Origin of the sequence: Oscillatoria sp. FACHB-1407 (assembly GCF_014697545.1) — a bacterium.
Lineage (GTDB): Bacteria > Cyanobacteriota > Cyanobacteriia > Elainellales > Elainellaceae > FACHB-1407.
Genome location: NZ_JACJSA010000002.1, coordinates 458,453 through 479,619, shown reverse-complemented (window position 1 = coordinate 479,619; position 21,167 = coordinate 458,453). Strand labels below are relative to the sequence as shown.

Genomic DNA, 21,167 nt, shown 5'->3' with positions numbered 1-21,167 from the left:
CCGTCCCATACCCATCCCTAGCCCCTTCACTCTCGGTACTTCATCCTCCAACGGTGCGCTACGCTGACGCTAACAACACCCCCCTTGCTCCCGGTAGTGTTTCAGATCTGTTGCTACTAACCCCCGGCTGTCGCCGTCCCCCTTACCAAGGGGGACTACAGGGGGTCTTACAGAGGTTATCAACAGGTTTGGAACACCACCCTTGCTCCCCAACCCTTCTTACCCCAACCCTTCTTACCCCAACCCTTCTTACCCCATCACTTCTTCCCTCTCCCTACCTCCCACTGTCTCCGGCTCTAATGGACATCAATCAATTCCTCAATCACCTCTGCCTCTGGCTTGTCGGTCTTTCCTGTAGCTTGACCCTGATCCGGACACTGCGGATGCCATCGAGCTACAACCGGGGGTGGATGGTGATTTCGGCATTCGTCCTGGCAGTGATGACGGTTGCCTTATTTGCCATACCGCAGCAAGCAGGGCTGATTGGAGGTGCGTTGTGGCTCGTGTTGATTGTGATCCCCAGTTTTGGAATTCGGCAGGTGAGTGCTCTGGCGTATCAAGAACGCTATCAGTCGGCGAGTCAGTTAGCGCAGGTTTTAAGCTGGTTGCACCCGATGGATGGTTGGCGGGATTATCCTGCAATCTTGGGGGCGATCGCTTTGGGACAACAGGGACACCTGGATCAGGCAATCGCCATTCTCAATCGCTATCAATCGCCTACAACCGTGATCGGTCGGCTTGCGGCTGCCTATCGCTATCGCCTCAACGCCCGATGGGAGGATCTGCTGGCATGGATACACGAGCATGGGTTGACCGCCAGGTTAAATCAAGACCCCAGTTTAATGGTGTCCTATCTGCGATCGCTGGGTGAAATGGGAGACTTGAATCATCTGGTCGAACACGCCCACACCTTTAACCGGATTCTGGAACGAACTGGTAACTCTCAGTTGTCGAATCTGGTCAGGCTGTTTGTGCTGTCCTATTGTGGCGATCTGGAACGGGTGCACCCGTTGCTCAGTCAATCGTTTGCTGATTTTTCTCCTCAGTTTCGAGAATTTTGGTTGGCAACTGCTGAGATGGCAGCTGATCAACGCAGTCGTGCTGAACAGCGACTGGTGGCGTTAAAACCCAGAAGCGACTCGATGACACAATGGGCGATCGCTCGTCGGTTAAAGTCTCCCCTGGTAGTTGCCAGAACGGTTCTCACGGAAGCGTCTCACCAGACCCTCAGCCAAATTGAACAGGATGCTCAACACCAAGCCCGCTACGGCAGACCCTTCACATTTATTAGCAAAACCGCCTATGCCACTTATCTGATCATTGCCCTCAACTTGATGATGTACGGCATGACAGAAGTGCGGGGCAGTAGCCTGGATGTGGACACACTCACCCAGTTGGGGGCACTGAACCCAATCGCCGTCTGGCAGGGGGAGTGGTGGCGTTTGTTGATGGCTAATTTTTTACACTTGGGCTGGTTGCACCTGACGATGAATATGTTGGGGCTGTATTTCTTGGGTGGCTTTGTTGAATCAACGTTGGGAATTGGGCGATATTTAATCACCTATTTCGGCAGTGGAATTGGGGCGATGTTTCTAATTGTTTTGCTGGCGATCGCATCCAATGCGCCAGACCAAACTTTAGTGGGTGCCTCTGCCGCCATCATGGGACTAGTCGGTGCGATCGGGGCGATCATGATCTATGGTTGGCGATATGAAAAGTCGCGAATCGCTGCCAAAAATTTACTCGTTCTCATGTTTGTAATTGGCATTCAGATCGTGTTTGACCTCACGACTCCGGGCGTTAGTTTCCTCGGTCATACCTTGGGTTTGATCTTAGGCTTTGTAATCAGCAGTTTGCTACTACGCTATTGGAAATTGGTCAACATCTGATTGGGGACAAAAGTAGGCTCATGGGTAATTGATAGAAGATAGTTTGGAACTCGATCAATTATTAATTACCAACCACCTCGATCGCGCCAGACAACTCTAAAACTCTCCAAAGTTTTTACGCCTCGTGTGAGTGCTTTGGCGCGATAAATGGGTAATTTGTATTTAGCTTGAAGAAGTTGGTTAGGCGGTTCCCCGTACACGGGCAGAGCAATCGCCTTGTTCTAATTGCTGTAAAAACCTCAATTCATCAATGAGAGATCGGCTTCCTTCAAAAATAGAAATTATTTCCAGTTGCTTGTATTAAAAAGCCAACTGTGGAGTAGACTAATTTGGATGTTCGGAGCGACGTAATATCCGTTCGTGCCAACATTTCAATTCATTTATAAAGTGCTTTAACACCCATTGATGATCTTCATATTTGTTCACCTTTACTAATTTGCGGCAGCTACCTAAGGATTTTTGTCATGGCGTCCATTTTTGGCACTCCCGGTTCAGATTTTGCAGTTGGTACATCCGAGTCCGATCTCTTCCTAGGCGATGCAGGGGATGACACCCTGGTAGCTGAGGTCGGAAATGATAATGTCTCAGGCAACGCTGGCAACGACTTCATATTAGGCAAGGCGGGCGGCGATATCCTCAACGGCAATGACGGTGATGATACTGTCTATGGAGATGACGACAACGACAGCTTGCTTGGAGATGTGGGCAACGACAATCTCTTTGGAGGCTTGGGCAACGATATCGTCAGTGGAGGAGCCGGGAATGACATTCTGGATGGAGGTGTCGGACGCGATTTACTAACGGGAGGAGCGGGTAACGATAGCTTTGTCATCGCTCGTCGTAGTGGTGGACGCCGTCTTAGTCAGGCCGACATTATTACTGATTTTGGTAATGGCCGAGATTTGCTGCGGTTGGCAGGTGGGCTGCGCTTAACGGACTTAACCATTACTCAAGGCACGGGACGCAATCGCAGAAATACGATCATTCGCGATCGCCGCTCTGGAGAATATTTAGCGGTGCTACGTGGGGTCAGCCGTAATCGCATCACACGCCGCAGTTTCTTCGGCATTACGCTGCCTACACGAGAAACCACATCGCCCATTGCTAGCAATCTACAAGCTGCCAACATCACAGGAGGCGGCAATACTCAAACCTTTACCGTGCAATTTGCTGACGATGTAGCGGTCAACGTTCTCAGCCTGGGCAACAACAACATTCGAGTCACAGGACCCAATAACTTTAGCCAACTGGCTACCCTAGTGAGTGCGACCCCCGCTGGCAATGGCATCGTCCGCACGGCTACTTACCGCATTAGTGCTCCAGGTAACGTCTGGGATAGTGCAGACAATGGCACCTATCAAGTTTCCCTGCTTTCAGGACAGGTGTTTGATACCTCTGGCAACTTTGCAGCGGCGACTAACTTAGGAGCGTTTACAGTCAACGCTCCACCCTTAAACTCAACTGTTACGGTCAGTGCCGCACCCCTCAGCGTTGTCGAAAATAGTGGCGGGGGAGTCACCTACACCTTTACTCGCGATAACAGCGTTAATGCGCCCCTCAGCAGTGCCTTAACGGTCAACTTTACGGTGGGGGGCACGGCTGTTTTTGGTGCAGGGGGCAACGACTACACCCAAACGGGAGCATTAACTTTCTCAGGCACGACCGGATCGGTCACCTTTGCACCCAACGCCTCTACAACCACAGTGCGGTTGACTCCTGTAGGCGACACCGTCGTCGAACCCGACGAGACGATCGCCCTTACAGTCGCAGCAGGTAACGGCTACATAGCGGGCATTCCCAGCTCCGCCACATCCACCATCGTTAACGATGATGTTGAAGTCAATCTCTCTGTGGCTCCTGCTGTGATTCAAGAGGGCAACTCGACTGGCTTGCTCTACACCTTTACCCGTGCGGGTTCCCTGGCGAACGCTCTCACCGTCAACTTTACGGTTGCTGGCTCCGCCGTCTTTGGCGTTGGCAACGATTACACCCAAACCGGAGCCGCTACCTATACAGGCACGACGGGTACGGTCACCTTTACGGCGGGAGCCTCAACCGCAACGGTGCGACTCACTCCCATCAACGATGCGATCGTAGAGCCAGATAAAACCGCTACGCTGACTCTGGCAGCCGGAACGGGATACACCATTAGCACCCCAGCTGCCGCCACAGGCACCATTCTCAACGATGACGCGACAGTAACGATAGCAGCAGCCCCGACCAGCGTTGCTGAAAATAGTGGAACAGGGTTGGTCTACACCTTCACGCGCACAGGCTTTACCGAAGGCTCGTTGACCACCAATTTCTCAGTGGGGGGAGCCGCAACGTTTGGCACCGATTACACCCAAACTGGAGCCACAACCTTTACAGGCACCGGGGGAACCATCACGTTTGCGGCAGGAGCCTCGACCGCAACGGTGACACTTAACCCAACTGCTGACTCCACCTTTGAGCCAGACGAAGCAGCGACTCTGACGCTGACAGCAGGCACGAACTATAGCCTGGGTGCTCAATCCAGCGCGACGACTACCATTCTCAACGATGACGCCAACGTGACAGTCAGCGTTAGCCCTGGCAGCGTTTTAGAAAATGGTGGAACGGGCTTAGTTTATACTTTTACCCGTGTCGGAGCGATCGCCAGCCCTCTCACCGTTGATTTCACGGTTAGCGGCACAGGAGTTTTTGGACCGACTGCCGATTACACCCAAACCGGAGCCAACAACTTTGATGGCACAGGGGGACAAGTGGTGTTTGCAGCCAACGCGACAACGGCAACAGTGACGCTCAACCCGGTGGGCGACTCGGTTGTAGAAGCCAACAAAGAAGTGACGCTGACGGTTACACCTGGAAATGGGTACAGCGTTGGCAGCACAGGAGGATCTGCCACTGGAGCCCTGCTCAACGATGATGCAGATGTAACCCTCGCTGTTGCACCAGCCAGTGCGCTCGAAGATAGCGGAACAGGTCTGGTTTACACCTTTACCCGGACAGGGTTTACCACAAATCCGCTGACGGTGAACTTTACTGTAGGGGGTGCAGCCACATTTGGAGGCAATGACTATACCCAATCTGGGGCATCTGCATTCACGACGTCAGCCGGGAGTGTCACTTTCGCAGCAGGTGCGACGACGGCAACGGTGACGCTGACCCCTGTTGCAGATGGTGCGATCGAAGCGAATGAAGACATACAGTTAACCCTGGCGAGCGGAGCAGGTTATAACATCCTCACACCGGGAGCCGTATCAACCAATATTCTGAATGATGATGCCACCATTACCGCGGCTATTAGTCAAGCCAGCGTCAACGAAGACAGTGGCACTGGCATTGTTTACACGTTTACTCGCACAGGCTATCTCGATCGCGAACTCACCGTTAACTTTGGCGTAGGGGGAACGGCAAACTTTGGTGGAACAAGCCCTGACTATGAGCAAGTCGGAGCAGCCACCTTTACCTCATCTGGTGGAACCGTCACCTTTGCTCCTGGACAAACTACCGCAACCGTCACTATCAATTCCCTGGTTGATCCAGTCGTAATTGAATCGGATGAAACAGTCATTCTCACCTTAGGAGCAGGCTCCGGCTATACGGTTGGTACGGCTACTCCGCTAACGGGCACGATCTTGAATGACGACGGGTTGGTTCGCAACACCAACGACAGCGGCTTAGGCTCATTGCGACAAGCTATTCTGGCAGCCAACAACGTAGCATCACCTGCAAACTGGACAGTGCAATTTGCTCCCAGTCTCACCGGAACGATCGCCCTGACTTCAGCCTTACCCACTATCGAGCGGGACATGATAATTGATGGTCCTGGAGCCAGTACCCTGACAGTCAGTGGTGGAGATGCTGTCCGCATCTTTAGTGTCGCCAATGGTGTTAACGCTACCCTTCAGGACTTGAGGATTGCCAACGGAAATGCCAATGGCAGCAGTGGTAATGATGGTGGTGGATTGCTAAATTCGGGTGGCAATGTCACCGTTCAAAATGTGACCTTTGCCAATAACAAGGCAAGTAGTGGGGGAGCGATTTCAAATCGCACTGGCACACTCACAATTACGAACACTGACTTTGTGGCAAACCAAGCCACTGCTCAAGGAGGCGGTATCAGCAATAGTGGTACGGTCAACGTTACCAATAGCCGCTTCTTTGATAACACGGCTGCCTTCCAGGGAGCAGGTATTTACACCCTAAATAGCTCTCTTACAGTTGATAGCAGTCAGTTCTCCAATAACGATGCGGTCTTGCAAGGTGGAGGCATCTACAACGCTTCAACGACTCCGATTATCGTCAACAATAGTAACTTCCTGACCCCTGAACCCAATTCACCATCTCCCATCTCTGGACCTCTTGGTTCGACTCCATTCACGGGTAGCAATAACACGTTCCCATAAACCACGTTCCCATAAACAGTGAGGGAGTCGGCAGATGGGGAATCGGGTATGAATCAAGCCGAATCCCTAAATTCCTTCTTGCGTTGGCTGCTTCTCTTTTCTCGGTGGTGCTAATCCAACGTCAGGTCGGTTTAGGAGCCTGGCGAATCAATTCGCGGCTATCAGAGCGAAGTCCGCCGACGCGGACTCCGGAAGATGCAACGCCTCTTTCTATTGTTTCGTCACAACCGTGGGACTAACTGTCGGGCGATCGCCGTTCTCATTAACCGCCAGGGCACGCTGGAGGTTCTGACAATTTTCGTCCGGAGAAATTTTCCGGTTCCCAAACGAAACAGCCCTTTAGAACGAGCCTTGAGCCGTGCCAATAGCAGGCTTTCATCTTCAACATAGGCAGGGGTAAACGCCAACTTGTTGTAGAGCACATCGGCGCGATGGATGCCGCTCATCCCATTTTTGCGATGCTCCGGGTTGGATTTACCGCCATGTTCGCCATAGTTGCGGAAGGGAATGTAATTTTTGAAGCCGCGATCGCGCAGATAGCGATCGATGTAGGAGTCAAAGACGTTGTATCCAGTGCCATGTTTTTGCGTCATCTCATCCACTAACCCCGTTAAACAGGCGGCTCCTTGAGGGGTCAAAATGTATGCCACGAGAGCGGTTGAAAACCCTTCGATAAAACCTTCAGGGGTGACGCTATACATCTGTGGAGCGCAAGTATAGAGCCAGGCGATGCCGACTTTGCCATTCTGGTGATCAAAGGGCAACGGCAGTTGACCTAAACCCAGCACAGGCACGTAATCCGCTTCCACAATCATGGTGGGTCGCGTCTCCTGGGCGGCGCGTTCCCACGCCCGGCAGTGGTTTAACATACAGCGATAGGCAGCGGCATACTCTTTGTATTCTGGTTTGTCTTCTTGACGCTGAATCTCGCACCGCAAGCCTTCCTGGGCGATCGCGTTTTGCAGTTGGTCGGTTGATTCTTTGTAAGCAACGACAATCACCTGACTGAGGCGATCGACTAAGCGATTAGAACTGGAGGTTTGATGGGTTGTTGAAGGAGACGTGTTCATGCTCAACCTGTGAGGTTGCAACGTAGGCAGGAGTCATCAGCAAAACCTTGGCACATTCGCAGGGCGAAGGGCAATGGTTCTCGGTTAATTTTACGCAAATCACATAAATGAGAATGCTTGCGATCGTCATGGGGCGTTGATTAGCGGTCAATTTCATGGATTCTTGAATTCCCTGAGAGTACGCATTTGGGCAATCATTCTCGGTTCACCCACAATTCCATTAGCCAAATGCTGCGCCCCAACACCCCTCCACCCTCACACACCCCCATTCCCATTCAAATCTTCTATCCATCTACCCCACCCGCCTACAATGTGGATCAGATGTTAAATAACAGGTTTGGGATTGTGGCGTTTAAGGTTGGATTGTTAGGGCTAGGAACGGTTGGCACAGGAACGGTTGAGATTTTGCTGAACCCTGAGCAGCGTCATCCGCTGTTGCAGGAGATTGCAATTTATAAAGTAGGGGTGCGATCGCCTGACAAGCCGCGTGCGGTGAAGTTAGACCCAGACCTGCTGACCACGGATCTGGAGAGCATCGTCACTGACCCCACTGTAGATATTGTGGTGGAGGTGATTGGAGGACTGGAACCCGCTCGCTCGCTGATTTTGCAGGCGATCGCCCACGGAAAGCATGTAGTGACGGCAAACAAAGCGGTGATCGCTCGCTATGGCGAGGAGATTTTTGAGGCAGCTAATCAAGCTGGGGTGTATGTCTCGATCGAGGCAGCGGTAGCAGGGGGCATCCCAGTCATTCAGCCATTGAAACAATCCCTCAGCGTCAACCGAATTCACACCATTATGGGCATCGTCAATGGCACGACCAACTACATCCTGACACGAATGCAGCAGGAAGGTGGCGATTTTGCGGATATTTTGGCAGACGCTCAAGCCCTGGGATATGCCGAGGCTGACCCCACCGCAGATGTGGATGGGTATGATGCCGCTGATAAGATTGCTATTCTCGCGTCGCTTGCCTTTGGTGGGCGCATTAAGTTGCCAGAGGTTTACTGTGAGGGCATCCGCTCGGTGAGTGCAGCGGATATTGCCTATGCCGATCGCCTGGGGTTTGTCATCAAGTTGTTGGCGATCGCTCGCCGAGAATCTGCCTACAATCCCAATGACACGACAGATCATCTGCAAGTTCGAGTACATCCTACTTTATTACCTAAAGCCCACCCTCTCGCCAGCGTCAACGATGTCTATAACGCTATTTTGGTAGAGGGCGACCCAGTGGGTCAGGTCATGCTGTTTGGGCGAGGTGCAGGGTCAGGGCCGACTGCCAGTGCCGTCGTCTCGGATGTGCAAAATATTGTCGCCATTCTCAAAACTTGCAGCACTGCTCCCAGTGTTGTTTCAACAAATGCGGATAGTGAACCCCATGCCCTGATGGCATGTACCCATCAGCATTACTGCACGATCACCCCAATTGAGCAACTCGAAACCCGCTTTTATGTCCGCTTTCTCACCCATGACTCACCTGGCGTGATTGGCAAACTGGGCACCTGTTTTGGCGACCACGAGGTGAGTTTAGAGTCGGTCGTGCAGATTGGAATGCGTGATCAACTCGCCGAGATTGTTGTGGTGACTCATACCGTCAATGAGGGCAATTTCCGCACCGCATTAGCAGAAGTCAAAGCATTTCCGTCCATTCACAGTATTCCCAGTGTCCTCAGGGTGTGGTAGCCGAGGCAGGCTAAGGAATAGGAATTAAATTAAGTTCAATATTTGGCAGGGGCGGGTTTTGCTGTCACCATGGCAGGGTACAGATTGCTCTGCTAGACCCGCTCTTACAGTTTGCGGATTCATTACATCCGCGATCCTAAGCACTGCTATTCACAAATAGAGTTTGGAAATAGACCCAGGGGTGTGGGGGCTGTGCCACAGCCAGGGGTTCCACCCCTGCACCCCAAATTCCTACCTTTATTTACAACGAGTTGTACCAAGTAATACCGATTTAATGTTTGATTGTGGCAGATCACTGGGTAGGGGCGTTTTGCGAAATGACCTTACGGAATCCTGTGCAGCGAAGCCAATTCAAATTGGTATAACGTCCTTTAGAAGGGGAATCACCCAAGGAAGGAATCGAGCGACCTACAATAGAAATAGCAGAAGTGTAAAGAAGTATTTAGACTTTCATGGCAGATCAATTAGTTCGAGCGACGGCAGCCGAGGGTGGCATTCGGGCAGTTGGGGTGATCACGACCCGCCTCACTGAGGAAGCCAGACAACGCCATAAGCTCTCCTACGTTGCCAGTGCTGCATTAGGGCGCACGATGGCTGCTGGACTGTTGCTGGCATCCAGCATGAAAAGAATTGATTCGCGGGTCAACATCCGGGTTAAGGGTGATGGTCCGTTGGGTGGCATTTTGGTTGATGCGGGACCAGACGGTACTGTTCGCGGATATGTAGACAACCCCTCTGTGGAGTTGCCTCCTAATGCGATCGGCAAGCTAGATGTGGGTGGAGCCGTTGGGCACAAGGGCTATCTCTATGTCGTGCGTGACGTGGGCTATGGCTATCCCTACTCCAGCACCGTAGAGTTGGTTTCTGGGGAAATCGGAGAGGATGTCACGCAATATTTGGTGAGTTCTGAGCAAACTCCCTCTGCGCTGGTGTTAGGCGTTTTCGTGGAACCCGATGGCGTGACCGCTGCTGGAGGTTTACTGATTCAGGTGCTTCCGAAAGCAGCTAGAGATGAAGCATTGGTAGAAAAGTTAGAGTCTCGTATTGCCAAACTATCCGGTTTCACTCCTCTGTTGCAGGAAGGCAAAACCCTTCCCCAGATGTTTGAAGAATTATTGGGCGACATGGGGTTGGAAGTTTTCCCAGAAACGCAAATGCTGCGGTTTCATTGTGGTTGCTCCTTCGATCGCGTCTTAGGGGCGTTGAAGATGTTGGGGCAGGATGAACTGCAAGACATGATTGAGAAAGACGAAGGAGCCGAGGCCGTGTGCCATTTTTGTGGTGAGGTCTATCGGGCAAATAGCGATGAGCTACAACAACTGATTTTGGACTTGCAAGCCGAGGTATAGGCAGGGGGGAAAAGGTAAGGATAAAGGCTGAAGGATGAAGGATAAAGGCTGAAGGATGAAGGCTGAAGGATGAAGGATGAAGGATAAAGGCTGAAGGATAAAGGCTGAAGGCTGAAGGATGAAGGATAAAGGATAAAGGATGAAGGATGAAGGATGAAGGATAAAGGCTGAAGGATAAAGGATGAAGGATGAAGAGAAAATCAATTCCCTATGTTTCTGGTATATCCTTCGGCTCTGCCCTGTGAAGCAATGGATGGAGGCTGAGCCTCGATGTGGGCATTCCTGACTAGATCCAAAGTGATTAAAGAGAGTTTAGCCTCCACCCTTTCATGCTTCCTGAGCCTTCATCCTTTCATTTTTCTGTCTTCTTTTTTCCAAGAGTGGCTTTCTCAGAGATTGAAGGATAGGATGGCAACTGGTTAGATTTCATCTGAAAGTTGTCGTGTGGGCGTGGGGTAAATATGACCGAGGAACGCGAAACGCCAGAACGTCGTTCTCAGCGTCAGGGAGGGCGATCGCAGCGGGATACCCGACAGGGGTCGCAGCGGGATACCCGACAGGGGTCGCAGCGAGTACCAGGTTCAGAGATGCCTCCAGTGTCGCCCTACCGACCGGGGTCGCCACGGGTGCCCGTTCCGCCACAGGTGTCTCGTTCAATGGGGCAAACCTCCCGCTTACAACCCCCCTCTCCCCCAGTTCAAGTTCCGCGATCGCACGCTCGGCCAGTTGAACCGCCTCCTGTGGGTGTGCCACCACGATCGCCCTCCTCCTTTCACAGGAGTGAACCAATCGATGAAGTTGTGACTCCGACGATGCGCCGACGCAGAGAGCCACGCTCACTCCGGTTTCGGTTCCTGAAAACCTGGCAGTTTTGGGTGATTGTCTCCGTCATTACCATTAGTGGAGCAGGGGGATTAGCGGCAGCGTTGTTGCTCAAGTTACCTGCCCTGCCCAATTGCCCTGCCATTTTTTGGCCCACCGCCTCCGGTTCGCTGCGGATGTATTGTGCTCAGTTAGCCGCTAACAAGCAAACGGTTGATGATTTGTTAGAGGCGATCGCCCTGGTAAATGGGTTGCCGCAAGATCACCCCCTGCGCCCAGAGGTCAACAGCTTAATTGAACAGTGGTCAACAGCAATTCTCGATTTAGCGGAGGAGGCGTTTCAGAGTGGCAACCTGGACGAAGCCATTGCGATCGCCAACAAGATTCCCGCAGACACCTCAGCCCATGCCCTCATAGAAGACCGCATCAAACAGTGGCGTTCCATCTGGGCAGAAGCCGAAGCGATTTACAAAGAAGCCGAAGCGGCGATCGAAAAGCAGGACTTGCGAGCGGCGTTTGCGGCAGCAGTGCGATTGCTTTACGTGGGCAACACCTATTGGGAAACAACAAAGTATCAGGAACTCAACACAATTATTGAGACGGCACGTGTTGAAGGCAGTAAGCTAGCGCGGGTGCGATCCCTGATTCGACGGGGCAGATTGTCAAATTTATTGGCGGCAATCAAGATTCTGGAGGAGATTAAACCCAGCAGCCCTGGCCATGCTCAAACCCAACCGTTGATGGTGCAGATTGGCGAGAAGATGATAGACCTGGCAGAAGCCCAACTCGATCGCCAGGATGCAGAAGAGGCACTGTCGATTTTGCGCCAGATTCCAGAGCGAGCAGGCTTGCAGGAAGAAGTGCAGGACTTCACCTATCTGGCATCTGCCTATCAAGCCTCTTGGGGTGGCACCGTTGCCGATTTGGAATCCGCCATCATTGAGGCGCAGCGGCTAGAGCGCGATCGCCCCCTCTACAGCCGAGCACAACGCCTGATTAGCCAGTGGCAACTGGAGATTCAAGACCTTACCTATCTTGATCGGGCACGGCAAATCGCTCAATCGGGCACTCTGGAGGATCTGACAGCGGCGATCGCCGAGGCGCAATTGGTGCCCCGCAACAATCCGCGTGGAGATGAAGCGCGAGAAGAGATTGCCCGTTGGACAGCTCAGATTCAGACGATCGAAGACAATCCACTATTGGCGGAGGCAGACCGCATTGCCAGTGGCGGTGATGTGCTTTCCCTTCAGACAGCAATCAATCAAGCCAGTCGGATTCAAGAGGGTCGCGCCCTCTATGGAGAAGCACGGGAACGCATTCGAGATTGGACAGCTCAGGTGCAGACCATGCAAGACCAGCCCTATCTCGATCGCGCCCGACAACTGGCGGAAATGGGCAACATTGACCAGGCGATCGCCACTGCTCAGCAAATTGCCTCTGGTCGAGCATTGTATGACGACGCTCAATCAGCCATCAACCGTTGGCGCAACCAATCGCAGGGGCAGTCGTTGATGCAACGTGCCTATGACAATGCCAGTATAGGAACGGCTTCGATGTTGCTGAATGCCATTCGCACGGCAAATCAGGTTCCGGAGGGTAGCCCAGCCCGCGCCGAAGCGGATCAGATGATCAATGTCTGGAGTCAGGAAATTTTACGAATTGCCGAATCTGAAGCCGCGTATGACCTGGAACGGGCGATCGCCACTGCTCAATCCATTCCGGCGCGAACGGAAGCCTATGCCGCAGCCCAACTACAAATTCAGGAATGGCAACAACAACTTACATCTCCAAACTAGAGTTTACAGATTTTAATTAGCAGGAGAGATAAAAGCCAGGTATAGTAGGGGCAACCTGACCAATTTTGGATTTTAGGTTTGCGATTTTAGATTGAGAATGTCTTGCTGTAGAAGACTTTCAGCTTCATTACTGTTCTACATCAAGCGTTCTGTTCACGCTACATGCCACCTGACACTATGAGCATTGATCACTATCGCCCCATTCCGCCTCCAATTGGCTGGGCACCTCCCGTGAATCCAGTCGATCAGCCCATTCCACCGCCGATTGGTGGCGTGACCGTTGAAATTTATCAAACCTATACTGTGACCCCTCCAATTGGGTCAACTCCCGTTAAGCTCAACATTCCACCACCGATTGGCTCTCGTCCAGTAGACTCTGTTATCCCACCGCCAATCGGAGTGTTGCCAGAGGTTTGAAAGCTTGAAGGAGATTTCCAGGAAACAAAATACCTGTAAGGGCATTTCGCGAAACGCCCCTACCAGAAACCGACTGGTAGATTCTTTCTCAGAAATCTCCTAAGGCAGATGCCATCCTGCCTCATCTCTCCTCTGTCTTTTGCTTTTAAACTTCTTCGCTATGCTGAGTTCAACCCAGGAATTGTTAGAAACTGCTCGCCGCAATGCCTATGCCATTGGTGCCTTCAACATCTACAACCTGGAGGGGGTTAAAGCTGTAATTAACGCTGCCGAGGCGAGCCACAGCCCAACCATGTTGCAACTTCACCCCAGTGCTTTGAAGTACGGGCAGTTGCCGTTGGTGGCGTTGTGTTTAGAAGCGGCTCACTCGGCTGCGGTGCCTGTAGCGGTGCATCTCGATCACAGCAGTTCTGAAGCAGACATCCAGTTGGCACTCAAGGCGGGAGTCCGTTCTATCATGGCGGACGGGTCAATTCATCCCTACGAGCAAAACCTGGCGTTTACCCAAAAAATGACCCAACTGGCGCATCAGCATGGGGCAGTGGTTGAGGCTGAGATCGGTCGCATTAGCGGCACCGAAGATGGTCTAACTGTGGCAGAAAAAGAAGCCAAGATGACCGACCCTGACCAGGCTTTGGACTTTGTACAACTGACTCAGGTCGATGCGTTGGCAGTCACGATTGGCAATGTGCATGGTGAGTACAAAAGCCCACCCCGGCTTGATTTCTCCCGCCTGGAGAAAATTAGAGAGCGGCTCAATATCCCGCTAGTGTTACATGGAGCCTCAGGGTTGCCTGCGTCCATGATTCACCAATCGATTCAGTTGGGAGTATGCAAGTTTAACGTCAATACGGAAGTGCGGCAGGCATACATGCGATCCATCAAGGACGATGTTTGTGGTGGCAAAGTCAGTGATTTGTTGGATCTAGCAGAAGGGGCGATCGCCGCAATGGAAGCTGTCATTCAAGAAAAACTAGTCTTGTTTGGCTCGGTTGGCAAGGCTCATCTGCACGACACCCCTTATGCTGAGATGTTGGCGGCACAAGCACATGAACTTGCGCTGAACTAAATTCGTTTAACTTGAATGCACTTAACTAACCTGAGTTCGAGATCCGAATCGTGGCGGTTAAACCCGTAGCTATAGCCGTAGTCACCTCAGTTAAGACAGGGTACTCAACAGGACAGACGCGATTCATTGCGTTTCTCTCGGCAGGACTCAAATTTAATGTCTTAATGGTTTTAGCGATCGCTATACAAGAGCCAAACTAACCCACTTCGGTTCGGCAAACCTGGATTTTCCTTAGTTCGCGCAATAGGAAAGGATAGGGACTAAGAGAGCGAGAGTGAGAGGGTTGAGCGTGGGCATTTCACACACTCACACCCTCTCACCATCCTTCCCTCCAGAACACTACCCGTTGCCTCTTCAATTCAAATTGGTATCAATTGGAATGGTTACAAATTTATTTTATTTGGCAATAACAGGAACCGGAAAAGGTACTTTCAGTCTAAGTGACTGCTAGTGTATTTTTCCTGTGTTGAGGGGCTGCTCAGCAGCCGAGAATTTTGAGGTTTTAGGGGCGCACTACCTCATAGATTTAAGCCCTGCACCCCATCACTAAACTGTTATGGCGATCGCGATCGCATCTTTAGCCATAAGACCGTATGTCAAGTTTTTGCGTAAAGTCCTCATAGCTAGAGTGTTGTAAGCATCTCCGCGCAGCGTTAGCGAGATGCCTTTCTGGTGGTGCAACCCTTGGCGGGAGGCGTAAGCCCTCACACTCCCTTCAACAGTTCAACGTCTTTTGCAATTTTGAGTTCGGCATGTTTTTGACACATGAAACATGTGTCAGGTCGCGCTGACTAAACCAGTATTCAATCACCATATCCGTCAATATCCGGGAGGAGTGACATTGTATGACAGATGCAGGTAATCGGTTTTCGGATGCCTCCGATATTCGTTTTAGAAACGGTCGGTTTGTTGTTCGAGAATCCCTCGCTGAATTTGACAAGCTCGACTTTTATCGAATCAGACTCACAGCCCGCAGCAATTTCACTTGCTTGATCAGTGGGCTAGAAGGCAATGCAGATTTGGCTCTGTATGATAGCCGAGGACGTGAAATCGTTTCCTCCGAAGAGGATGATGACGATAACGAGTCGATTAGTCGGCAACTCGCCGCAGGGACTTACTTTGTTCGGGTGAATCGAATTGAGGGTGATACCAATTACAGATTTGTCTGTTCTGTCAGCCAGGATGCAGGGAATAGCTTTTCGCGGGCATTCCGCATCCGCACTGGCAAAAACAAGCTCAAAGGCAGCTTTGTCTTTAATGACTCCATCGGCAGCTTTGGCGATGACGATGATGATGGGGATGATGATAACGGGGGCGATCGCTTCGATTTTTATCGGTTTGACCTCACCTCGCGCAGCAATTGCACCACACTGCTGCAAGGGTTGAGTAGCAACGCCAACATCACGATCTTTAACAGTCGTCGTCAGCGCATCGCCTTTTCCGCGAGAGGGGGCAATTTATCCGAGCAGATCAACCAGATTCTGGAAGCCGGAACCTACTTCATTCGCATTGACTTCGGTCGTGGCGGTGGTGGTGGCGGCGGTACTCGTTATCGACTCCGGATCAATTTCCAATCGTTGCTGATCAGCACTGATGATGACGACACGACAACGGCACGTCCCATCAACATTACCCCCAGCACCGATGATTTTGATGACTTTGTAGGAGTTGGCGATCCAGAAGACTTTTACCGGGTGAATCTCAACTCTCCTACCAACCTCAATCTGGCACTTAATGGATTGTCTGCGGATGCCAACCTGGAGCTACTCAACAGCACAGGCACGGTAATCGGCAGGTCGAGCAACACGGGCACGACCGAAGACCTGATTAATCAGAGCCTCACCGCAGGCACTTACTTTGTGCGCGTCTTCCCTGCCGCAACTAACACCTCCGTGGAGTACACACTCAACTTTGCGTCGGCTCCGCTGCGGTTGTTTGGCTTAACAGATAACAACGCTGTAGTTGCCTTTAACCCCGACAAACTGGATAAAGCCGTTAATATCAACGTCACGGGGTTAGCCAGTGGAGAAACCTTACGCGGCATTGATTTTCGTCCGGCAACGGGTGAACTGTTTGGAATCAGCAGTGCCAACAAGCTCTATACCATCAACCTGGCCAGTGGAGCGGCGACGGCAGTGAGCAATACTGCTTTCACTCCGGCTCTAACGGGCACGAGTTTGGGAATTGACTTCAACCCCACCGTCGATCGCATTCGGGTTGTCAGTGACCTCGACGAAAATGCACGGTTGAATCCGATTACAGGGGCGATCGTAGACTTCGACACGGCAACCACAGGCACCCAAACCGACACAGCTCTGGCATACGCCACAGATGACACCCGGTTTGGCACCAATCCAAATGTTACGGCTGTTGCCTACACCAATAACTTTGCAGGCACTGCCACAACAACGCTGTTTGGCATTGACACCAGCCTCGATGTTTTGGTGCGCCAAGGCAGCGCAGATGGAACACCTGTGTCTCCCAACACGGGTAGCTTGTTCAGCGTAGGTGCTCTGGGTGTTGATTTCGGACCAAACAGTGGCTTTGACATCTTTACAGATGCTAGTGGCGTGAACACGGCATACGCCACCTCTGGTTCCACGCTGTATAGCATCAACTTGACCACCGGAGTTGCAACCAGTTTGGGAACGGTGACGGTTAGCACCACACCAACCACAGGTACGGGCACAACTCCCGGCACTACCCCTGCACCGCTTAACCTGATTGGGCTGAGTGCTCGTACCTAGAGACGAGCTTAAAAGTCTGAGCATGGGTTAGAGAAGTCGGAGTTTTCAGAAAACTCCGACTTCTTAGTGATCTCAATTTTTGGGGTTGTTAATCCTGGCAATCTTGATACACTTGTCTTTTGCAAGACTGCATCATTGCAAAGAAAAACCCCGAAGTTTCCTCCGGGGTTTGAATCAGGGTGCATCTACCATTCCCTCTTACTAGGGATGGTTATTGTTTCCGGAATAACGAGAATGGTTTACCCATTCTTCACAAAATTGGCAACTTCTTAAAGTTACATCTAACTCATGAAAACACTGGCTGAAACTCAACAGCAGGCATCTGCTGCGCTCGCTCCGGCAGTTTACATTGTCGGAGCAGGACCGGGTGATCCGGATCTGTTGACGATCAAAGCGCAAAAGCTGTTGGCTCAGGCGGATGTGATTTTGTTTGCCGATTCGCTGGTGCCCAAACCCTTGTTGCAGATGGTGCGCCCAGATGCGGAGGTGATCGGTACTGCTAACAAAACGCTAGAGGAGATTTTGCCGTTGATGATTGAGCGGGTGCGATCGCACCAGTCGGTCGTGCGGCTTCATTCGGGTGACCCCAGCCTCTACAGTGCCATTCATGAACAGATTCAAGCATTGGCGAGTGCTGAGATTCCCTTTGAGGTGATTCCCGGCATCAGTGCCTTTCAGGCGGCAGCGGCGCGGCTCCAGGTCGAGTTAACCGTGCCAGAGTTGGTGCAAACGATTATCCTGACGCGCATTAGCGGTCGGACTCAAGTCCCTCCAAGTGAGGAGTTAGCCTCGTTAGCGGCGCATCGTGCCAGTCTGTGTCTCTATCTCAGTGCTCGTCATGTAGAGTCGGCGCAAGCAGCCTTGATGGAGCACTATGACCCGGATACCCCCGTTGCAGTTTGTTTTCGCATTGGCTGGTCAGACGAGAAAATTTGGGTTGTGCCACTGAGTGAGATGGCAACCGTGACCGAGCGAGAAAACTTGATTCGGACGACATTATATGTAATTAGTCCTGCCCTAACCGCTGCAAAAGCCCGATCGCGCCTCTATAATCCCGAACATTCCCATCTGTTTCGGCGATCGCAAGGATAACCCTCATGGTGCAAGCAATCCCCAGTCTGTTAGCCCTCGATTTTGACGGGGTGATTTGTGATGGTCTGATCGAATACTTCCAAACGGCGTGGCAAGCCTATTGTCGTATCTGGCAACCAGCCAACCCTACACCGCCAGAGGGGTTAGCCGAGCAGTTCTATCGCTTGCGTCCAGTGGTCGAGACGGGGTGGGAGATGCCTGTGGTGTTGCGATCGCTTCTGTTGGGAGTTTCTGAGGCAGAGATTTTAGAGAATTGGGGGGCGATCGCGCAGGCACAAATTGCCGCAGATCACCTGACTCCTGCCCAACTTAGTGCAGCGGTGGATGGTTACCGAGATGAGTGGATCGCGGCAGACCTGGAAAATTGGTTGAGTCAACATCGCTTTTATCCGGGGATGGGCGATCGCCTGCGAAACTTCCTTACCTCAGCCGTTCAGGTCGTCATCATCACCACCAAAGAAGGTCGCTTTGTCCGCCAACTTTTGCAGCTAGAACAGATTGACCTGCCGGAGTCTCACATCTTTGGCAAGGAGCAAAAACAGCCCAAAGCTGAAACCTTGCGCCATTTGTTGCAAGCCGAGCCTAACGCTCATATCTGGTTTATCGAAGATCGACTCAAAACATTGCAATCGATCAAACCGCAACCGGATCTAACCCCTGTCCAGTTGTTTTTAGCAGATTGGGGTTACAACACAAGGGGCGATCGCGAGGTTGCCAGCCAGGATGATCGCATTAAATTACTCTCGCTAGAGCAATTTTCACAAGATTTTACCCACTGGTAAGGGGCAAGCCGCAACCCAGATTATGCGGATTTCAGGAATCGACTGACAACGTAATGTAGGAGGTTCTACGAAGTTTCACCAGAAGGAGCGGTGAAGTTTTTATAAATCAGTTGCTATACTATGTGAAATCTCTACAACTGTTTACTAATTTATGCCCAGCGGTAGAGATATAGAGTTCAGTGCAACCGTTCACTGTTGCTTGCAGTCAATCTGTCTCTGAGCAGATCAGCAGGCTGTCATAACCGTTTCTTCCGATGCCTGTTCATCTACCTCAACTTATCTGAAAACGACTTCGCGGAGTGAAACATGCGAGATAGGAGCGATCGCTATCGAGTTCAAACAGTGTCAACCTTGACTGGCATTAAGAAGCGGTTGGGGAGCTACCTGGTTGAAGCAGGTTTGCTAACGACCGCCCAGTTAGATGTGGCTCTGAACGACCAGAAAATGACCGAGCAAATGACAGGCACTCGGATGCAATTGGGAGAAATCATTGCAGCCCGCGGTTGGGTCAAAGAGCAGACGATCGAGTTTCTGATGCAAAAGGTCGTGATTCCAGAGCGTCGGGCTTACGAACGCCGTTATCAAGAAACCGTGCATCAGGGTCAGGAAACAGTAAGACAACAGCGTCAGGTCACTCAACGTCGCCCTGACTCGGCTAGAGCATCTGAGCAAACCTCGATTCAAGGAAACGGTGCTAATTCGGCTGCTCAAAATAACCGTCGAGATGTGCCCATTGCTAAGCCCTTACCACCCGTTAATTCCTCAGATGACGCCGTGAACTGGGTTGGCTAGAGCATTGAGAAATAAAGAATAGAGCTTAAACGGCTGCTGAAAAGCTGATTTGTAGATGATTGTTCGATTTCCTTACATCCCCTCTGCACAAGACAGAACACATCCTCAAAGCAAAATTCTTTAAGTTGCAAAGAGCCACAACCAAAGAGGCAGCAAGGTCAATAAACCCAGTGACCCAATCGCTAGCGCGGTGACGGTGAGATCCCGATCAAGGTCGTATGCCTCTGCAATTACCAGTGTCGCAAAGGCGGGTGGCATTGCCATTTGCAGCACGATCACAAGCTGTGGTGCGCCTGTAATGCCCAGATAGGACAAGCCAATTCCCAGCAACAGGGGCACGATCAACATCTTGATGCCCAGGCTCAGGGAGGCACGTTGCACATTGCGCCAGGAGGTCAACTGGCTCAGCCGCATCCCTAACAACAGCAACGATAGGGCAATCACTCCCCAGGCGGCGACTCTCAGCCCTTGTTCTACGGCAGAGGGCAACGCGACCGAGCGGAACCCCAACCCTACAAAGAAACTCCACAAGCCGGGGTTGCTAATCATTGCCTGCAACAATCGCCAGTGGTTTTGAGTGCTCATCCCAAATCGTGCGGCGATCGCCACCCCTAACCCATACGCTCCCAGCGTGCTACCTAAGGTGTCATAAAATAATGCCCAGGCGAAATATTGTGGTCCCACCAAAGCAAGTGTGACCGGATAGCCCAGGTAGCCTGTGTTGCCTACCATCGCGGCTAATAAAAAGCTACCCTGAGCAGGTCTACTCCAATCGGCTTGCAGCCATGGAGTGAGCTGATTGAGCCAGCCAGATGGCTGGTTCTTTTGGGAAATCGGCTCTGCACTGCCCAGTCGGGGACGTTGTTGATGTCGTCGTTTGAAATAACGTTGCAGTTGAATCCACCCCCAGGCTAAAGTCGCGCAGGTGAGCATGGCAGTCCAGGCAACGGCGGGAGCAACCCAAACAGAGCCAGACAAATCCGCTTGCCGCAAAAACGTGACAATGCTGATAGGAACGCCAATCCAAAATAAAAACTTACCCAGATAGAGGGGAACGGTCTGAGGCAACGCGCGCCCTAATAAAATTCCCAAACCAACCCATGTCACCAGGGGCACATATAGCTTGATGAGATTAAATCCTAAAGTAGACATGGATCTTCAGCCTTAAAACTAACCTGTTTGCTCCAACACCCATTTGTAGGAATAGACATTAGGAATAGGGGTATAGTGCTACGCATAAAGTCCACGACAAGGGATGTAAGGGCTGC

General features: G+C 51.7%; 15 protein-coding genes. 13 read left to right on the top strand and 2 right to left on the bottom strand.

Translation table 11 applies throughout. From position 1 onward, the window contains the following. Positions 1 to 299 precede the first annotated feature (299 nt). The 3 genes from H6G89_RS05255 (at position 300) to H6G89_RS05245 (ending at position 6,519) form a co-directional block, all read left to right on the top strand. Positions 300 to 1,889, top strand: coding sequence for a rhomboid family intramembrane serine protease (locus tag H6G89_RS05255; protein ID WP_190504204.1), 1,590 nt, complete (start codon positions 300 to 302; stop codon positions 1,887 to 1,889). A gap of 464 nt (positions 1,890 to 2,353) precedes the next feature. After that, the gene (locus H6G89_RS05250; protein ID WP_190504203.1) at positions 2,354 to 6,280 is read left to right on the top strand and encodes a beta strand repeat-containing protein; all 3,927 of its coding nucleotides are present in this window, start codon (positions 2,354 to 2,356) and stop codon (positions 6,278 to 6,280) included. 83 nt (positions 6,281 to 6,363) lie between these two features. Beyond that, on the top strand, positions 6,364 to 6,519 hold the full coding sequence (locus tag H6G89_RS05245; RefSeq protein ID WP_190504202.1) for a hypothetical protein: 156 nt from the start codon (positions 6,364 to 6,366) through the stop codon (positions 6,517 to 6,519). On the opposite strand, the gene H6G89_RS05240 is transcribed toward H6G89_RS05245, so the two are convergent. After that, on the bottom strand, positions 6,502 to 7,350 hold the full coding sequence (locus H6G89_RS05240; protein ID WP_190504201.1) for an LPS biosynthesis glycosyltransferase: 849 nt from the start codon (positions 7,348 to 7,350) through the stop codon (positions 6,502 to 6,504). The two genes, H6G89_RS05245 and H6G89_RS05240, sit on opposite strands and share 18 nt — an antisense overlap. 345 nt (positions 7,351 to 7,695) lie before the next feature. On the opposite strand from H6G89_RS05240, the gene H6G89_RS05235 reads away from it, so the two are divergent. The 10 genes from H6G89_RS05235 (at position 7,696) to H6G89_RS05190 (ending at position 19,899) form a co-directional block, all read left to right on the top strand. Then, complete coding sequence (locus H6G89_RS05235; protein WP_190504385.1) at positions 7,696 to 9,033, top strand: homoserine dehydrogenase; 1,338 nt, start codon at positions 7,696 to 7,698, stop codon at positions 9,031 to 9,033. Positions 9,034 to 9,485: 452 nt separating this feature from the next. Beyond that, a complete protein-coding gene (hslO, locus tag H6G89_RS05230) occupies positions 9,486 to 10,382 on the top strand; it encodes an Hsp33 family molecular chaperone HslO (RefSeq protein ID WP_190504200.1) in 897 nt (298 codons plus the stop codon). Positions 10,383 to 10,843: 461 nt separating this feature from the next. Continuing rightward, the gene (locus H6G89_RS05225) at positions 10,844 to 13,000 is read left to right on the top strand and encodes a chromosome segregation ATPase (protein WP_190504199.1); all 2,157 of its coding nucleotides are present in this window, start codon (positions 10,844 to 10,846) and stop codon (positions 12,998 to 13,000) included. A 162-nt stretch (positions 13,001 to 13,162) separates the two neighbouring features. After that, positions 13,163 to 13,417: a hypothetical protein gene (locus H6G89_RS05220; RefSeq protein WP_190504198.1), complete on the top strand. Its 255-nt coding sequence runs from the start codon at positions 13,163 to 13,165 to the stop codon at positions 13,415 to 13,417. A gap of 160 nt (positions 13,418 to 13,577) precedes the next feature. Then, on the top strand, positions 13,578 to 14,486 hold the full coding sequence (locus tag H6G89_RS05215; protein ID WP_190504197.1) for a class II fructose-bisphosphate aldolase: 909 nt from the start codon (positions 13,578 to 13,580) through the stop codon (positions 14,484 to 14,486). 50 nt (positions 14,487 to 14,536) lie between these two features. Beyond that, positions 14,537 to 14,686: a hypothetical protein gene (locus tag H6G89_RS05210; RefSeq protein WP_190504196.1), complete on the top strand. Its 150-nt coding sequence runs from the start codon at positions 14,537 to 14,539 to the stop codon at positions 14,684 to 14,686. A gap of 645 nt (positions 14,687 to 15,331) precedes the next feature. Then, on the top strand, positions 15,332 to 17,233 hold the full coding sequence (locus H6G89_RS05205) for a DUF4394 domain-containing protein (protein ID WP_190504195.1): 1,902 nt from the start codon (positions 15,332 to 15,334) through the stop codon (positions 17,231 to 17,233). A 288-nt stretch (positions 17,234 to 17,521) separates the two neighbouring features. Next, positions 17,522 to 18,325 carry a precorrin-4 C(11)-methyltransferase gene (gene cobM, locus H6G89_RS05200; RefSeq protein WP_190504194.1) on the top strand — a complete coding sequence of 268 codons (804 nt, stop codon included), beginning with the start codon at positions 17,522 to 17,524 and terminating at the stop codon, positions 18,323 to 18,325. Positions 18,326 to 18,330: 5 nt separating this feature from the next. Continuing rightward, positions 18,331 to 19,107 (top strand): HAD family hydrolase, encoded by a 777-nt coding sequence (locus tag H6G89_RS05195; protein WP_199336533.1) that lies wholly within the window; start codon positions 18,331 to 18,333, stop codon positions 19,105 to 19,107. A 306-nt stretch (positions 19,108 to 19,413) separates the two neighbouring features. After that, complete coding sequence (locus H6G89_RS05190; RefSeq protein ID WP_190504193.1) at positions 19,414 to 19,899, top strand: hypothetical protein; 486 nt, start codon at positions 19,414 to 19,416, stop codon at positions 19,897 to 19,899. A 120-nt stretch (positions 19,900 to 20,019) separates the two neighbouring features. On the opposite strand, the gene H6G89_RS05185 is transcribed toward H6G89_RS05190, so the two are convergent. After that, positions 20,020 to 21,051: an AEC family transporter gene (locus H6G89_RS05185; protein ID WP_190504192.1), complete on the bottom strand. Its 1,032-nt coding sequence runs from the start codon at positions 21,049 to 21,051 to the stop codon at positions 20,020 to 20,022. Positions 21,052 to 21,167: the final 116 nt, after the last annotated feature.

Coding starts and splice junctions, on each gene's coding strand:
- H6G89_RS05255 (WP_190504204.1), top strand. CDS start 300: ATGGACATCAATCAATTCCTCAATCACCTCTGCCTCTGGCTTGTCGGT.
- H6G89_RS05250 (WP_190504203.1), top strand. CDS start 2,354: ATGGCGTCCATTTTTGGCACTCCCGGTTCAGATTTTGCAGTTGGTACA.
- H6G89_RS05240 (WP_190504201.1), bottom strand. CDS start 7,350: ATGAACACGTCTCCTTCAACAACCCATCAAACCTCCAGTTCTAATCGC.
- hslO (WP_190504200.1), top strand. CDS start 9,486: ATGGCAGATCAATTAGTTCGAGCGACGGCAGCCGAGGGTGGCATTCGG.
- H6G89_RS05225 (WP_190504199.1), top strand. CDS start 10,844: ATGACCGAGGAACGCGAAACGCCAGAACGTCGTTCTCAGCGTCAGGGA.
- H6G89_RS05220 (WP_190504198.1), top strand. CDS start 13,163: ATGCCACCTGACACTATGAGCATTGATCACTATCGCCCCATTCCGCCT.
- H6G89_RS05215 (WP_190504197.1), top strand. CDS start 13,578: ATGCTGAGTTCAACCCAGGAATTGTTAGAAACTGCTCGCCGCAATGCC.
- H6G89_RS05205 (WP_190504195.1), top strand. CDS start 15,332: ATGACAGATGCAGGTAATCGGTTTTCGGATGCCTCCGATATTCGTTTT.
- cobM (WP_190504194.1), top strand. CDS start 17,522: ATGAAAACACTGGCTGAAACTCAACAGCAGGCATCTGCTGCGCTCGCT.
- H6G89_RS05195 (WP_199336533.1), top strand. CDS start 18,331: ATGGTGCAAGCAATCCCCAGTCTGTTAGCCCTCGATTTTGACGGGGTG.
- H6G89_RS05190 (WP_190504193.1), top strand. CDS start 19,414: ATGCGAGATAGGAGCGATCGCTATCGAGTTCAAACAGTGTCAACCTTG.
- H6G89_RS05185 (WP_190504192.1), bottom strand. CDS start 21,051: ATGTCTACTTTAGGATTTAATCTCATCAAGCTATATGTGCCCCTGGTG.